Source organism: Pseudomonas algeriensis (genome assembly GCF_048847255.1).
In the GTDB taxonomy this organism is placed as follows: Bacteria; Pseudomonadota; Gammaproteobacteria; order Pseudomonadales; family Pseudomonadaceae; genus Aquipseudomonas.
Map to the genome: position 1 here is coordinate 455,388 of NZ_JBKKRK010000002.1, position 14,450 is coordinate 469,837.

14 protein-coding genes are annotated in these 14,450 nt (G+C 61.5%); 7 read left to right on the forward strand and 7 right to left on the reverse strand.

The features are described from left to right. Positions 1 to 8: 8 nt before the first annotated feature. Positions 9 to 1,040, reverse strand: coding sequence for an HTH-type transcriptional regulator GntR (gntR, locus tag ACLK1G_RS05080; protein WP_420764417.1), 1,032 nt, complete (start codon positions 1,038 to 1,040; stop codon positions 9 to 11). A gap of 216 nt (positions 1,041 to 1,256) precedes the next feature. On the opposite strand from gntR, the gene ACLK1G_RS05085 reads away from it, so the two are divergent. Both ACLK1G_RS05085 and ACLK1G_RS05090 read left to right on the forward strand, forming a co-directional pair. Next, positions 1,257 to 1,790, forward strand: a complete 534-nt coding sequence (locus tag ACLK1G_RS05085) for a gluconokinase (protein ID WP_420764418.1) — start codon at positions 1,257 to 1,259, stop codon at positions 1,788 to 1,790. Between the two features lie 92 nt (positions 1,791 to 1,882). Next, positions 1,883 to 3,235 (forward strand): GntP family permease, encoded by a 1,353-nt coding sequence (locus ACLK1G_RS05090; protein ID WP_305496305.1) that lies wholly within the window; start codon positions 1,883 to 1,885, stop codon positions 3,233 to 3,235. Positions 3,236 to 3,397: 162 nt separating this feature from the next. On the opposite strand, the gene alaC is transcribed toward ACLK1G_RS05090, so the two are convergent. Beyond that, the gene (gene alaC / locus ACLK1G_RS05095; RefSeq protein ID WP_305496304.1) at positions 3,398 to 4,612 is read right to left on the reverse strand and encodes an alanine transaminase; all 1,215 of its coding nucleotides are present in this window, start codon (positions 4,610 to 4,612) and stop codon (positions 3,398 to 3,400) included. A gap of 207 nt (positions 4,613 to 4,819) precedes the next feature. On the opposite strand from alaC, the gene ACLK1G_RS05100 reads away from it, so the two are divergent. Beyond that, positions 4,820 to 5,482, forward strand: coding sequence for a LysE family translocator (locus ACLK1G_RS05100; RefSeq protein WP_420764419.1), 663 nt, complete (start codon positions 4,820 to 4,822; stop codon positions 5,480 to 5,482). A 77-nt stretch (positions 5,483 to 5,559) separates the two neighbouring features. Next, complete coding sequence (locus ACLK1G_RS05105; RefSeq protein ID WP_420764420.1) at positions 5,560 to 6,048, forward strand: GyrI-like domain-containing protein; 489 nt, start codon at positions 5,560 to 5,562, stop codon at positions 6,046 to 6,048. 135 nt (positions 6,049 to 6,183) lie between these two features. On the opposite strand, the gene ACLK1G_RS05110 is transcribed toward ACLK1G_RS05105, so the two are convergent. Then, positions 6,184 to 6,669 (reverse strand): GNAT family N-acetyltransferase, encoded by a 486-nt coding sequence (locus tag ACLK1G_RS05110; RefSeq protein ID WP_420764421.1) that lies wholly within the window; start codon positions 6,667 to 6,669, stop codon positions 6,184 to 6,186. A 141-nt stretch (positions 6,670 to 6,810) separates the two neighbouring features. Between ACLK1G_RS05110 and ACLK1G_RS05115 the strand changes: the two genes are divergently transcribed. The 3 genes from ACLK1G_RS05115 (at position 6,811) to ACLK1G_RS05125 (ending at position 8,972) form a co-directional block, all read left to right on the forward strand. Then, entirely contained in the window at positions 6,811 to 7,245 is a 435-nt protein-coding gene (locus ACLK1G_RS05115) for a YybH family protein (RefSeq protein ID WP_420764422.1), read from the forward strand. A gap of 55 nt (positions 7,246 to 7,300) precedes the next feature. Continuing rightward, a complete protein-coding gene (locus tag ACLK1G_RS05120; protein ID WP_420764423.1) occupies positions 7,301 to 7,645 on the forward strand; it encodes a YciI family protein in 345 nt (114 codons plus the stop codon). 91 nt (positions 7,646 to 7,736) lie between these two features. Beyond that, complete coding sequence (locus ACLK1G_RS05125) at positions 7,737 to 8,972, forward strand: RNA polymerase sigma factor (protein WP_420764424.1); 1,236 nt, start codon at positions 7,737 to 7,739, stop codon at positions 8,970 to 8,972. A gap of 152 nt (positions 8,973 to 9,124) precedes the next feature. Here the strand turns inward: ACLK1G_RS05125 and ACLK1G_RS05130 are convergent, their stop codons facing one another. From ACLK1G_RS05130 to ACLK1G_RS05145, 4 genes are all read right to left on the reverse strand, one after another. Further along, positions 9,125 to 10,468, reverse strand: a complete 1,344-nt coding sequence (locus ACLK1G_RS05130) for an imelysin family protein (RefSeq protein ID WP_420764425.1) — start codon at positions 10,466 to 10,468, stop codon at positions 9,125 to 9,127. A 183-nt stretch (positions 10,469 to 10,651) separates the two neighbouring features. Further along, entirely contained in the window at positions 10,652 to 12,703 is a 2,052-nt protein-coding gene (locus ACLK1G_RS05135) for a putative bifunctional diguanylate cyclase/phosphodiesterase (RefSeq protein WP_420764426.1), read from the reverse strand. A 354-nt stretch (positions 12,704 to 13,057) separates the two neighbouring features. After that, positions 13,058 to 13,654, reverse strand: a complete 597-nt coding sequence (locus ACLK1G_RS05140; RefSeq protein WP_420764427.1) for a superoxide dismutase — start codon at positions 13,652 to 13,654, stop codon at positions 13,058 to 13,060. Positions 13,655 to 13,828: 174 nt separating this feature from the next. Beyond that, positions 13,829 to 14,431, reverse strand: coding sequence for a LysE/ArgO family amino acid transporter (locus ACLK1G_RS05145; RefSeq protein ID WP_420764428.1), 603 nt, complete (start codon positions 14,429 to 14,431; stop codon positions 13,829 to 13,831). Positions 14,432 to 14,450: the final 19 nt, after the last annotated feature.

The window sequence follows — 14,450 nt, forward strand, 5'->3', positions numbered from 1 at the left end:
CGGGGCGCTCAGGTGCTTTCGCGAATCTTGAGTTCGAAACCCAGGTCGACGACCGGCTGGGCGATGCGGTTGCCGGCCATCAACGTGAGCATCTGTTCGGCGGCGCGCCGGCCGATTTCTTCTCGCGGGGTGCTGATGCTGCTCAAGCGCGGGACCATGTGGGCCGAAGCGGGCAGGTCGTTGAAGCCCAGTATCGAAACCTGTTCGGGAATCCTGATGCCGCAGCGCAACGCTTCGAGCAGGGCGCCGTGGGCCAGGTCGTCGTTGCCGAAGAAAATCGCGTCGACGTCTGGATGGCTGGCCAGCAATTGCAGGAACAATTCGCCGCCCAGGCCCACCGACGACGGGCGAGGGGTCAGCACTTCCAGGTCAGGGTCATAGAGCCCGGCCTTCTGGAGGGCGCGACGAAAGCCTTCGCCGCGCAGCAACGTGCGTTGGTCCAGTTGCGCGCCGATGTAGGCCAGGCGCTTGCGGCCTCGGGAGATCAAATGCTCGGCGGCGGTCTCGCCGGCCTGGAGCTGGGAGAATCCCACGCAGTTGAGGCCGGCGCCCGGATCCAGTTCCATCATGTACACGCAGGGGATATTGCTGGCCTCGATCATGCGCCGGGCGCTTTCGGTCCGGTCGAATCCGGTCAGCAACAGACCGCGCGGCTGATAGGCCATGTAATTGCGCAGCAGGTCTTCTTCTTCGTCCCGGGAATAATGGTAGTTGCCGATCACCACTTCGAATCCCTTGGGCCGCAAGACGCGATGGATGGCTTCCAGGGTGTCGATGAACAACAGGTTGGACAGTGACGGCACCAGTACCACCACTGAATGGCTCTGGGCCGAAGCCAAGGCCCGGGCCGCGGGATTGACGACGTAATTGAGTTCCAGGGCGGCCTGGCGGACCTTGTCCACCAGTTCGACGGCCACGGTGCTGACGCCGCGCAGGGCACGGGAGGCGGTGATCGGGCTGACCCCGGCCAGGCGGGCGACTTCATTGAGCGTGGGGCGACCGGTGGTGCGAGTATTCTTATCGTTTTTAGGGGCGGTCATCAGGGCGGCTTGCCAAACAAAAATCAAGGCACTAAGGTAGCGCTGTCTCGGCGCGGCTGCAAATGCGTTGACAGGGTTTGCCTGATCCCTGTCCCGTGGGTGTCGTGGACGAACATGCTGCAACCACAAAAATGACAAGAAGGCGTCGGCAACTTCTGCTTTTGCTGCGGTGTCATAACTGGCAAAGGTAGCGCTGTCTGCGCGCTGAGGTGTTACATGAATAATCCAATCACCGCCCTGGTCATCATGGGCGTTGCCGGTTGCGGCAAAACTTGCGTCAGCCAGGCCCTGTGCCAACTGAGCGGCGCCACCGCCATCGAAGGCGACACGTTCCACCCCGCGGCCAACATCCAGAAGATGAGCGCCGGTATTCCCCTGACTGACGACGACCGTGCCGGCTGGCTCGACAGCCTGTGCGACGAGTTGCGCCGTGTCGACGGCACGGGCGAGCGCCCGGTGCTGACCTGCTCGGCCCTCAAGCACAGCTACCGCGAGCGCCTACGCAGCGCCCTGCCGGGCCTGGGCTTCGTATTCCTTGAATTGACCCCCGAAGTGGCTGCCGATCGTGTCTCCCACCGTCCGGGCCATTTCATGCCGTCGACCCTGATCGACAGCCAGTTTGCCACCCTCGAATCCCCTGTCGGCGAGCCCCTGACCCTGGCTCTGGACGCGTCCAGCCACAGCATCGATGAATTGGCCCGCCAGGCCTACGTCTGGTGGCTGGCCCACGGTTTGAAACTCGCCGGCTGAGTTTCGAAAAATATGCGTCAGAAAGATAGCGCTGTCCCGACGGCCCATTAATAACTGCTTCAATAACAACAACAAATCAGGAGACACCTCCCATGTTCGGCATGTCCCACGAGACGTTTCTACTGCTTGATGCAGTGGTCACGGTGATCGGACTCATCGTCCTCATCACCAAGTTCAAATTCCACCCGTTCATTGCGCTGACCATCGCCGCCGCGTTCCTCGGCCTGACGTCGGGCATGCCGACCGGCACCATCATCAAGGCGTTCCAGGACGGCTTCGGTGGCGTGCTCGGTTTTGTCGGCATCATCCTGGCGCTGGGCACGATGCTCGGCAAAATGATGGCTGAATCGGGCGGGGCCGATCAGATCGCCCAGACGCTGATCCGTGCCTTCGGCAAGGAAAAGGTGCAGTGGGCGATGATGTTCGCCGCGTTCCTGGTGGGCATCCCGCTGTTCTTCGAAATCGGCTTCGTGTTGCTGATTCCGTTGGTGTTCATCGTGGCGCGCCGCACCGGCGTGTCGATCATCAAGATTGGTATCCCGCTGCTGGCCGGCCTCTCCGCGGTCCACGGCCTGGTGCCGCCGCACCCGGGGCCGCTGCTGGCGATCGGCATCTTCGGCGCCGACATCGGCAAGACCATTCTTTATGGCCTGATCGTCGCGCTGCCGACCGCTATCATTGCCGGCCCGATCTTCGGTACCTTCATCGCCAAGCACATCCCCGGGCATCCAAATCAGGAACTGGTGGATCAACTGGCCCGTGAGACGAACGCCGCCGAGCTGCCAAGCTTCAGCATCACCCTGATCACCGTGCTCTCGCCGGTGTTCCTGATGCTGCTCAAGACGTTCGCTGATGTGGCGCTGCCGGATGGCAACCTTTTCCGCGTCTGGATGGACATGATCGGCCACCCGATCTCGGCGCTGTTGTTGGCGTTGCTGCTATCGCTTTACACCTTCGGCTACAAACAGGGGATCGGTTCCAGCCAGATGTTGAAATGGCTCGACGCGAGCCTGGCCCCGACCGCCGCGATCATCCTGATCATCGGTGCTGGTGGTGGCTTCAAGCAGATGCTGGTGACCAGCGGTGTGGGCGATGTGATCGGTCACATGGCGGTGAGTGCGCAGATTTCGCCGATCCTGCTGGCGTGGCTGGTGGCGGCGGTGATCCGTATCGCCACAGGCTCAGCGACCGTGGCAACCATTACCGGTGCCGGGATCGTGGTGCCTGTCGTGGGGATGATGCCGGGCGTGAACCGTGAGCTGCTGGTGCTGGCGACCGGCGCCGGTTCGCTGATCCTGTCCCACGTCAACGATGCGGGTTTCTGGCTGGTCAAGCAGTACTTCAACATGACCGTGGCCGAGACTTTCAAGACCTGGACCGCGATGGAAACCATTCTGTCCGTGGTGGGCTTGATCTTCATCCTGCTGCTGTCGCTGGTGATCTAAGAACACCTTGGACTAACTGTGGCGAGGGAGCTTGCTCCCGCTGGGCCGCGAAGCGGCCCCAATCCAGTCAATTCCTCTCATGGAGTGAGGCGACCGGTTTGCGACTGCTTCGCAGTCGAGCGGGAGCAAGCTCCCTCGCCACATAGAGGTTGTGGTTGGCCGTCAGGCTTGTTTGCCAGCCAACCCATCCGCCCGGAACATCCCACGGATCCCCCGCACCGCCTGGCGAATCCGGTCCTGGTTCTCGATCAGCGCAAAGCGCACGTGATCATCCCCATATTCCCCGAACCCCACCCCCGGCGAGACGCAGACCTTGGCTTCGGCCAGCAGCTTCTTGGCAAACTCCAGTGAGCCCAGGTGCGCATAGGCTTCGGGGATCTTGGCCCAGACGTACATCGACGCCTTCGGGTTTTCCACCATCCACCCCAGCTCATGCAGGCCTTTGACCAACACATTACGGCGCTGGCGGTACTGCTCGGCAATGTCGCGCACGCATTGCTGGTCGCCTTCGAGGGCGGCGATGGCGGCCACTTGCAGCGGGGTGAAGGTGCCGTAGTCGTGGTAGCTCTTGATCCGCGCAAGGGCGCTGACCAGTTCCGGGTTGCCGACCATGAAACCGATGCGCCAGCCGGCCATGTTGTAGCTCTTGGACAGGGTGAAGAACTCCACCGCGATGTCTTTGGCCCCTGGCACTTGCATGATCGACGGCGCTTTCCAGCCGTCATACACGATGTCGGCGTACGCCAGGTCGTGGATCACCAGCACGTCGTATTGCTTGGCGAGGGCGATGACCCGTTCGAAAAAATCGAGCTCCACGCATTGCGCGGTCGGGTTGGATGGAAAGCCGAGGATCATCATCTTCGGCTTGGGGATCGAACCGCGAATGGCCCGCTCCAGCTCATCGAAGAAATCCACGCCGGGCACCAGCGGCACCGAACGCACCTGGGCGCCGGCGATCACCGCGCCGTAGATGTGGATCGGATAGCTGGGGTTGGGCACCAGCACCGTGTCGCCCTGGTCCAGGGTCGCCAGCATCAGGTGCGCGAGGCCTTCCTTGGAACCGATGGTGACGATGGCTTCGCTTTCCGGGTCGATGTCCACCTCGTAGCGGTCCTTGTACCAACGCGAAATGGCGCGGCGCAGGCGCGGGATGCCTTTGGACGTGGAGTAGCCGTGAGTGTCTTCACGCTGGGCGACGGTGACCAACTTCTCCACGATATGTGGGGGCGTGGCGCCATCGGGGTTACCCATGCTCAAGTCGATGATGTCTTCGCCGCGCCGACGCGCAGCCATCTTCAGCTCGGCAGTGATATTGAATACGTACGGGGGGAGTCGATCGATGCGCGCAAAGCGGCGCGGCGAACCTTGTTCGGCCATTGTTGCCTCGAGATACGTGAGCGCCCGGAACCGTCCGAGCGACGTTGGCCACTGCGGTGGCCTGCGGCGCAAGATAATCGGGCGGATGTCGAATTGTCCAGTAGCCGCGCCGAACTATTTTCGACGACACTGTCGCCCTGGCTGCGGCGCCCCCGAAAGGCCCCGCAGGCGGCTGAACGCGCCTATCCAATCCTGATGGAACAAATCATGGAATTTTCCAGCGGCTTCCTGCTGAGTCTTTCGCTGTGCCTGGACATTGGCGTGGCCAACATCGCGATGATCACGCTGGCGATGCAACGCGGCTATTTCCAAGGCTTCGCCTTGGGCCTGGGCACGTGCGTGGGCGACCTGGTCTATGCAGTCCTGGCGCTGGCCGGGATGACCGTTTTGCTGCAATACGAACCGGTGCGTTGGGCGCTGTGGATTGGCGGCTCGGTGGTGCTCTTGTATTTCGCGGCGAAAATGGTTCATTCGGCGATCTATCACAACGCGGTGCTGGCTGAGGCGGGCGAGACTCGGGCCAACTCGCCGCGCCAGGAATTTTTTCGCGGGATTTTCCTCGCCATGTCATCGCCCAGCGCCATTCTCTGGTTCGCCGCAGTGGGCGGAACGCTCATCGCCCGCTCGGGTGGCGGCACCGTGCTCAGCTCGGCCTTGTTCCTGGGCGGATTCCTCAGCGCCGGGCTGCTCTGGAGCGCTGGCTTGTGCCTGGCAGCGACCCAGGGCGGGAAAATGCTGGGCGACAAGTTGCTGCGGTACTCCTATTGGGCATCGGCGGCGATCTTCTGTTATTTCGCGGTCTACGTGATCGTTTCTGGTTATAACGAGTTTGTAGGAACGGTAAACGCCCCCAGCTGGCCGGGACTTTAACAAGCGAAACGGCCTGGCAATTACGGTTTGGCTTCTATACTGCCAAACCCGCCTTCAAGTTTTCGGAGTGTTGAGCAATGGAAACGCAAAAACGCGCTAACGCAGCCGAGCCGCGCTTCGAGCAGGGACGCTTTCAGCTCATCGCCGGTTTCGGCGCGCGTTTTACCCAGGAAACCGCCCAGGACATCCCGCAGCTCTGGGAAAAATTCCTGCCTTGGCTCGGCAAGGTGCCCGGACAGAAAGACGAGGTGACGTACGGGGTGTGCTGCAACCCGGACGGCCAGGGCGGCTTCGAGTACATCGCTGGCGTGGAAATCAGCCGGCTCGACGACCTACCCGAACAATACCGCTGGATCGAGATCCAGCCCGGGTCGTACGCGGTCTTCGAGCACAAAGGGCCGCTCAAGGATCTGCCGGATACGTTCCAATACATCTGGAAAGAATGGCTGCCCCAATCCGGCCATCAGGCGGCGGATGAACCGGAGTTTGAGCGCTACAGTGAAGATTTCAATCCCCGGACCGGCGAAGGCCACCTGGAAATCTGGATACCGCTCAAGCCGAGTTGATCACCTCGGGTCCCTGTGGAAGCGAGCTTGCTCGCGATAGCAGCGGACCAGCCAACGTCGACGTCGACCGATATGCCCTCATCGCGAGCAAGCTCGCCGCCAGACTTTGCAGCTATTGATCGTTGGCCCTGTTTGTCAAAACACCAACCCCATCCGCCGCTCATAACCGATGCGGCCTTTGTAGGCTTCGCCACTGTCGACCCAGCCCAGTCGGGTGTAGAGGCCGATGGCCGAGTGGTTGTCAGCATCGACGGAGAGCTCCAATCCCCTGATTTCCGGCCAGGCCGCGCGGGCCGCGGCGGGTAGCGCTTGCAGGCACGCCTTGCCATAGCCTTTGCCCTGGGCGCGGTGGTCAACTTGCAACGCGTGCAGGGTCGCGCTGTGTTCGTTGGCCCAGGCCGGCAGCACGGGCGGGCGCTTGAGCAGCAGGAATGCAACGGGGACCTCGTCGTCCAACAAGGCGAAGCCCTTGACCCCTGGGCCGGGCTTGGACAGCAGTGTGTGCAGCGCGCCGTGGATGTCGCCAGAGAACTTGATTTGGTCGGGGTAAATCTCGATGGATTCGACCTGTTGCCGTTGCAGTGGGGTCAGGTCTTCATAGGGTACGAGCAGAGCAGTCACGAAAACATCCGTTGTTTGTCGACAGAATGGACCTTGGATTCTAGCGAAATTTTTTCTTTGGATTATTTTTGTTTAGCTGTCGATTTGCCGTTTCTCCAAACGACAAAGGGTGTCTCTAACAAAAACCTGCGGAGAATCACCATGAATACCCAAGCTGCCGATACCGAGATCCAGACCCTGATCGATACTTATCGCCAAGCGGTCATGGCCAAGGATGTAGAAAAGGTCATGGCGCTTTATGACGATGGCATCGTTTCGTTCGACGCCATCCAGGCCTTGCAATTCAAGGGCAAGGTCGCCTACCGGGCGCACTGGGAGGCTTGCATGGAAATGTGCCCCGGCCCGCACAAGTTCGATTTTCACCAGGTGCAGATCAACGCAGCCGATGACATTGCGTTTGCCCACTGGCTGGCTTATTGCGGTGGCACCAACGACAAGGGCGAGGAGCAGGCCTGCTGGATGCGCGTCACGGCCTGCTACAAACGTTCGGCCGGGCAGTGGAAAATCGTCCACGAGCATTGGTCCGCGCCGTTCGATCCCATGGCCGGGACGGCGATTTTCGATTTGCAGCCCTGAGCGGCTGCGGTTCGCTTCTGCCATCCTTGTCGATCAGCCGATCACGGAGCTCTCCATGAAGTATTTATGCCTGGTGTATAGCAACGAAGAGGTCCTGCACAACTCGCCGGACAGTCCCGAGGACGCCGAATGCATGGCCTACGCCGAATCAGTCCAGGGCAGCGGCCGGATGGTCGCGGCCGAAGCCCTGGAGTCGGTGCAGACCGCCACCACGGTGCGCATGCGCGGCAGCAAGCTGTCCATCACCGATGGCCCGTTCGCCGAAACCAAGGAGCAATTGGCGGGCTTCTACCTGATCGACGCCAAGGACCTGAATGAAGCCATCCAGGTCGCCGGCCACATACCGGCGGCCCGGGTCGGCTGTGTCGAGGTTCGACCGGTACGTCAATTGAATCCTTGAAAACGATGATCAACAGGATTGCTTCCATGAACCTTGAGCTTGTTTCTTCCATGCGATCCATCAGCCCAGTGACCAGGGGGCTGTCCGGCTGATGTCGGCCGAAGTGGTCAAGGCGCGGGTCGAGCAGGTCTACCGGCAGGACTCGCGGCGGATCCTGGCGACCCTGATTCGCCTGCTGGGAGACTTCGACCTCGCTGAAGAGGCTATGCACGAGGCCTTTTTCATCGCGGTGGAGCGCTGGCAGCGCGACGGAGTGCCGGACAATCCGCGAGCCTGGCTTGTATCGGCGGGGCGGTTCAAGGCGATTGACGGCCTGCGCCGGCGGGCGCGCTTCGCGGCATCCCAACCGATGCTGATTGCGCAGCTCGAGGAGCTGGAGCAGGCCGATTGGAGTGACGAGGACGTGGAAGACGATCGCCTGCGGCTGATTTTCACCTGCTGCCACCCCGCGCTGGCGGCTGACGCCCAAGTGCCGTTGACCCTGCGAGAAGTGTGCGACCTGACGACCGAGGAGATCGCCCACGCATTTCTCGCGGCGCCGGCGACCATCGCCCAGCGCATCGTGCGGGCCAAGGCGAAGATCCGTGATGCACGGATTCCTTACCAGGTGCCGTCCCGCACCGAATTGCCTGAACGCCTCGACAGCGTCCTGCGCGTGATCTACCTGGTGTTCAACGAAGGGTACTCGGCGTCGATGGGCGCCGAGTTGACCCGGGAAGACCTGACCCGCGAAGCCATACGCCTGGCACGCCTGGTGATGGAGCTGTTACCCGAAGCCGAAGTCATGGGGTTGCTGGCATTGATGCTGTTGCACGAATCGCGGCGGCCGGCGCGGACTTCCATGACCGGTGAGCTGGTCTTGCTGGATGAACAGGACCGGTCGCTGTGGGACCAGGCAATGATTGCCGAAGGCTGCGCCATGGTCGAGGCGGCGCTCAATACCCGGCGATTCGGACCGTATTGCCTGCAAGCGGCGATCGCTGCGGTGCACGCCGAAGCGTCGACAGCGCAGCAAACCGACTGGCCGCAGATCGTCGGCCTCTACGATGTGCTGCTGCGTGCCGTGCCATCGCCGGTCATCGAACTCAACCGCGCGGCCGCCTTGGCCAAGCGCGACGGGCCGCAGGCTGGGCTGAGCCTGATCGATGGAATACTGGGTAGGGGTGAATTGACCGACTATCACCTGGCCCATTCGGCGCGGGCGGAGTTTTGTCGGCAGTTGGGACGGATGGAGGAGGCGAGGGCGGCGTACCGTCGTGCGCTGGCGTTGACGCAGCAGTTGCCGGAGCGGCGGTTTATCGAGGCACGGCTTGCCGGGTTGCAATGACCACCGAAAACCACTGTGGGAGCGAGCCTGCTCGCGATAGCGGCAGGCCAGCCGACATCGATGTCGACTGACATACCCTCATCGCGAGCAGGCTCGCTCCCACAGGTTTGTGGCGTGGCCGGCTGCGTTAACCATCAGCCAGCCGGTGCTGATCAGAACTCGTGATCAGCGCTGTCCGGGTTCAGGTCGCTGATGCCCAGCTTGCCTGCGGCCTGTTCGATCGAACCGGTCTGCTTGACCAGGGCGGCAATGGCGTCGCGCACGACCTGGTTGCCCGCGGTGTTGCCAGCGGCGATCAGTTGGTCGTAGTGCTCACCCTTGTTGGCGTGATCCACCATGACCTGGATCTTCGCTTCGGTATCGGCCAGGTCGGCCTTGAGCGCGGTGTCGGCGGCCGGGTCGGCCTTCGCCACCAGGGACGACAGGCTGGCACCGGTCATCTTGGTGCCGTCTACGCGTGTGTATTCACCCAAGTAAACGTTACGCACGCCCTTGGCATCGTAGAAATGCGAGTTGTGGGTGTTGTCGCTGAAGCAATCCTGTTCGTCTTCCGGGGAGTTGGCTTCCAGGGAGACTTTCATGCGCTCGCCCGCCAGTTCACCCAGGGACAGGCTGCCCATGCCGAACAGCATCTTGCGCAGGCCGGTTTCGGCAGGCTCGGCTTCCAGGGTGGCGCGATAGTTGTCGGCTACGTTCGGCTTCCAGTTGCCGACCATTTCCTGCAGGTCGTTGACCAGCAGCTGGGTGACGGACTTCAGGTAGGCGCGACGACGATCGTTGTGGCCGCCCGTGGCGCCGGCGCCTTCCAGGTAATCCGAGGCCGGGCGATTGCCAGCGCCAGGGCCGGTGCCGTTGAGGTCCTGGCCCCACAGCAGGAATTCGATGGCGTGGTAGCCGGTGGCGACGTTGGCCTCGGAACCGCCCAGCTCGTTCAGGCTGGCGAGTTTTTCCGGGGTGATGTCCTTGACGTCGACCTTGTCTTCGCCGACCTGGACCTCAGTGTTGCCAATGATATTGGCGGTGGCGCCCGGGTTACCCAAGGCATGCTCGTAGGATTTGTCGACGTAGTCGATCAAGCCCTCGTCCAGGGGCCATGCGTTCAACTGACCTTCCCAGTCGTCGATGATGGTGTTGCCGAAGCGGAACACTTCGCTCTGCAGGTATGGCACGCGTGCGGCGACCCAGGCAGCCTTGGCGGCTTTCAGGGTGTCGGCGTTCGGCTTGGCCAGGAAGGCATCGACGGCGGTCTGCAGGTTTTTCGCGGTGGATTCGGCATCGCTGTAGACGGCGTAGACGATGTCGGCGTAGTGCGCGACAACAGCCTTGGCGGCGGCTTCATCGATCTTGCCAGCGGCAGCGGGGGCAGCCGGTGCAGCGGTGCTGGCGGCCGGCGTTGGCGCTTGCGGCGCGGCGGCCTTGTCTTTGCCTTCGCCGCAACCGGCGAGGGAAATAGCAATGGCCAACAGACTGGCGGTAGCCAGAGGCATACGAATCATGGCGAACATCCTGCTTCGGTGATGAATGGGACAGGCGCGAGGGCGCGCAAAACTGCGACATAATGCGAAAGATTTGCATTATGTGTAAAGGGTTGTGCCTGTAAATATTTCTTATTCACTCGAGCGGATCGCTGTCTTTCGACGACGTCCGTAAGAAATTTCCGATGACGGGGCCGTCGAGGATCAGACGATGGAAGCCTTGATGCGCTCCGCCTGCTTCAGGTAAAGGCCCAACTCCCGCGCGGGCAGGGGTTTGCTGTAGTAGTAGCCCTGGCCTTCATGGCAGCCCTCGGAAATGATGTACGCCTCCTGCTCGATAGTCTCGACACCTTCGGCAATGACCTGCATGCCCAGGCTCTTGCCCAGTTGGATGATGGCGCGAACGATTGTTGCATCGTCTTCGTCATCGAGCAGGTCCTGGACGAAGCTCTTGTCGATCTTGATCTTGTCCAGCGGCAGGCTCTTGAGATAACTCAGCGATGAGTAGCCAGTGCCGAAATCGTCAATGGCGATCAGCGCGCCGGAACGGCGCAGGCTCAGCAAATGCTGGGCAGCGGTGGTGATGTCCTCCATCAGGCCGGTCTCGGTGACTTCCAGTTCCAGGCTGCGCGGCGGCAGGCGGTACATCTGCAGGAAGTTGTTCACCACCCTGGGCAACTCGGCGTGGTGCAGCTGCACGGTGGACAGGTTGACCGCCATACGCAGGTCGACGAAGCCCTGGTCATGCCAGTCGCGCAGCTGCTTGCAAGCCTGGTCCAGGACCCATTCGCCGATCGCGATGATCGTGCCGTTCTGCTCGGCCAGAGGAATGAACAGGTCTGGCGGCACGAAACCGTGTTCGGGATGGTTCCAGCGAATCAGCGCTTCGGTGCCCACCACGCGCAGGTCGCGATAGCTGATCTGCGGCTGGTACACCAGGGTGAACTGCTCGCGCGATAGGGCTTCGCGCAGGTCCTTTTCCAATTCGCGACGGCGGCGCATCTCGCTGTCGACGCTGGCAATGTAGAACTGATAACGATTGCGCGAGCGGGTCTTGGCCAGGGTCATGGTCTGCTCGGCTTTTTGCAGCAGCTTTTCGGTGCTGTCGCCGTCTTCAGGAAACAAGGTGATGCCAATGGTCGCCCTCAGGCGGATCTCCTGGTCGTCCAGCGCGAACGGCGCTTCCAGGTCGTCAAGAATGCTCTGGGCCAGTTCGGCGGCTTCGTAGGGTTGCTCGATATCGGCCTGGACCAGCGCAAACTGGTCGCCGCCCAGTCGCGCCAATGCGCCGAGGCGTCCGCTGTGGGCGCGCAGCCGATCGGCCAGGGCAAGCAGCAGCTGGTCACCGGTCTGGTAGCTGAACTGTTCGTTGATGCTCTTGAAATCATCCAGCCCCACGCACAGCACCGCGACGCGACGTTGCAGACGTCCGGCATCCACGAGGATCTTGTCCAGTTGCTGTTGCAGTTGCTGGCGATTGGGCAGGCCGGTCAGGAAATCGTACTGGGCCATGCGCAGCAGGCTGTTTTCAGCCTCGTGGCGCAGGTGGGTGTTGCGCTCGATGGAGGCCAGCAATTGATTGGCGGTGTTGATCCACAGGCCCAGTTCGTTGTGCTCGTGACCCCTTAGCTGCGGGATCTTGTGGGCACTGGGGCGGTCCGGGTTTATTTCGGTCAGGTGCTGGATGATTCGCGACAGCGGCTTGGTCAACAGCCAGTGGTAGACCAGGTACAGCACCAGGCCCATGGCCAGGGCCCGCAGCATTCCGGAAATGAAGATGATGACCGAACTGACGATAAAGCCCTGGCCATAGGTGGCGGTGTCGAGCGTGATGCTCAGGTCGCCATAATATTCACTGTAGGGGCCGCGGCCCACCAGTTGCGTGGTGAAGGTCCGCTCCTGGCCCAGTATCAGGTCGGTCAGCCAGCGGCTTTCAGACTTCTGCAGAGGCCGGGTTTTTTCGGCTAGCATGGTTTCGCGCGGATGCCCGATGGACGCCATGCGCACGGCTTCATCTTGGAACAGGCCTTCGATCACCTGCATGCCCATCTCGCGGTCCAGGCTATAGACCGCCTGGGTGGACGGGTCGCGGAACATATCGAGGATGCGCTGGGCGTCGTCGGCGACGGCCCGGTTGGTTTTGTAGGCGTCGAATACGATCTGGGCGCAGCTCAAAACCATGCCAACGATCAACGCCGAGAGGAGCACGACCCGGAGCAACTTCACAGACAAGCTGTTTTTGAGTTCCAGCTTCAAAGAGGGATTCCTTGTTCCGTGCGGGTAGCGTCAAGATGCCATGAGTATTGGCAATCCTGTGATGTCAGTCAAAGGGACAATCAAACACAAGGGATTTCGCCTGAAACCTGGCCGTTATACGGTGTTTGCAGAGTGATGACTCTACGACCATTGTTTCGGTTGGAAGGGCCTGCAACTTGAGGCTTGGCGGGTTTTTTATTGGTTTTTCGGACGCGAGGTCATTTTGTCTGGGGCGATATTGCTTGATCACCGCGAAGCTTGCCGAGGGGCAAGCTCGCTCGCGCAAAGCAATCCAAGTCTAAAAAAAACGGCGCTTTCCCGTCGGAAAAGCGCCGTTTTTCAAGACATCACAGCTTAGGCAGTAAAGGTCTTGCCTTCGAACTGCTGAGCCACGAACTCCCAGTTCACCAGGTTCCAGAACGCCTCGACGTATTTTGGACGCACGTTACGGTAGTCGATGTAGTAGGCGTGCTCCCAGACGTCGCAGGTCAGCAGCGGGGTGTCGCCGCTGGTCAGCGGGTTGCCGGCGCCGATGGTGCTGGCCAGGGCCAGGGAACCGTCAGCCTTTTTCACCAGCCAGCCCCAACCGGAACCGAAGGTGCCGATGGACGTCTTGCTGAATTCTTCCTTGAACTTGTCGAACGAACCGAAGGCAGCATTGATGGCTTCAGCCAGCGCGCCGGTAGGTTGGCCGCCGCCGTTAGGCGTCAGGCAGTTCCAGTAGAAGGTGTGGTTCCAGACCTGAGCGGCGTTGTTGAAGATACCGCCCGAGGAAGTCTTGACGATTTCTTCCAGGGTCTTGCCTTCGAACTCGGTGCCAGGCACCAGGTTGTTCAGGTTCACGACATAGGTGTTGTGGTGCTTGTCGTGGTGGTATTCCAGCGTTTCTTTGGAGATGTGTGGCGCCAGTGCGTCGTGTGGGTACGGCAGCGGCGGCAATTCGAAAGCCATGGTGATTCTCCTAATCAGGTCAGTTGCGGTGAGCGCAAGGCCGATCACGGGCGGCCAGACTAGCGCCGGGGAGTTTGTACTCTTTGCGGCGCAGGAGTCGGATCATAGCACCGGGGGTGCGGCATAACCACGCAACAACTGTGTGGAATAGAGGTTCCAGAGCGGTTTGGAATATCAGCCCGACACGATCAGTTGCGCTGCTACCGTGAACATCATCACGGCCACCAGCAGGTCCAGGACGCGCCAGGTCGCAGGGCGGGCCAGCCAGGGAGCGAGCCACGCGGCACCCAGGGCCAACGTGGAAAACCACAGCAGCGAAGCACTGGCCGCGCCCACGACATAGGCGCCAGGCACGCTCTGCTGGGCACCGAGAGAGCCGATCAGCAACACGGTGTCGAGGTAGACGTGAGGGTTGAGCAGCGTGACCGCCAGCGCGCTCAGCAGCACGGTTCGCAGAGACCGCGCGACCTGCTTTTCATCCCGCTCCAGACTTTGCCTCGAACAGGCCCGACGCAGCGCCTGGCTGCCGTACCAAAGCAAGAACGCAGCGCCGCCCCAGCGAGCGATAGAAAGCAACCATGGGCTCTGGGCCAGCAGCGTTGCCAGGCCGAACACCCCGGCGGCGACCAACAGCGCATCACAGGCGATGCACAGCGCAGCCACCGGCAGGTGATGCTCGCGGCGCAGGCTCTGGGCCAGCACGAACGCGTTCTGCGCGCCGATCGCCATGATCAACCCAAGGGCCACCAGCAGCCCGTTTACATAGCTTTGCCACATAACGTTGTCACTCCAGGAG

What these genes read in the sequence shown, in the direction of transcription:
- gntR (WP_420764417.1), bottom strand. Translation starts at nt 1,040, where the DNA reads ATGACCGCCCCTAAAAACGATAAGAATACTCGCACCACCGGTCGCCCC.
- ACLK1G_RS05085 (WP_420764418.1), top strand. Translation starts at nt 1,257, where the DNA reads ATGAATAATCCAATCACCGCCCTGGTCATCATGGGCGTTGCCGGTTGC.
- ACLK1G_RS05090 (WP_305496305.1), top strand. Translation starts at nt 1,883, where the DNA reads ATGTTCGGCATGTCCCACGAGACGTTTCTACTGCTTGATGCAGTGGTC.
- alaC (WP_305496304.1), bottom strand. Translation starts at nt 4,612, where the DNA reads ATGGCCGAACAAGGTTCGCCGCGCCGCTTTGCGCGCATCGATCGACTC.
- ACLK1G_RS05100 (WP_420764419.1), top strand. Translation starts at nt 4,820, where the DNA reads ATGGAATTTTCCAGCGGCTTCCTGCTGAGTCTTTCGCTGTGCCTGGAC.
- ACLK1G_RS05105 (WP_420764420.1), top strand. Translation starts at nt 5,560, where the DNA reads ATGGAAACGCAAAAACGCGCTAACGCAGCCGAGCCGCGCTTCGAGCAG.
- ACLK1G_RS05115 (WP_420764422.1), top strand. Translation starts at nt 6,811, where the DNA reads ATGAATACCCAAGCTGCCGATACCGAGATCCAGACCCTGATCGATACT.
- ACLK1G_RS05120 (WP_420764423.1), top strand. Translation starts at nt 7,301, where the DNA reads ATGAAGTATTTATGCCTGGTGTATAGCAACGAAGAGGTCCTGCACAAC.
- ACLK1G_RS05125 (WP_420764424.1), top strand. Translation starts at nt 7,737, where the DNA reads ATGTCGGCCGAAGTGGTCAAGGCGCGGGTCGAGCAGGTCTACCGGCAG.
- ACLK1G_RS05130 (WP_420764425.1), bottom strand. Translation starts at nt 10,468, where the DNA reads ATGATTCGTATGCCTCTGGCTACCGCCAGTCTGTTGGCCATTGCTATT.
- ACLK1G_RS05140 (WP_420764427.1), bottom strand. Translation starts at nt 13,654, where the DNA reads ATGGCTTTCGAATTGCCGCCGCTGCCGTACCCACACGACGCACTGGCG.
- ACLK1G_RS05145 (WP_420764428.1), bottom strand. Translation starts at nt 14,431, where the DNA reads ATGTGGCAAAGCTATGTAAACGGGCTGCTGGTGGCCCTTGGGTTGATC.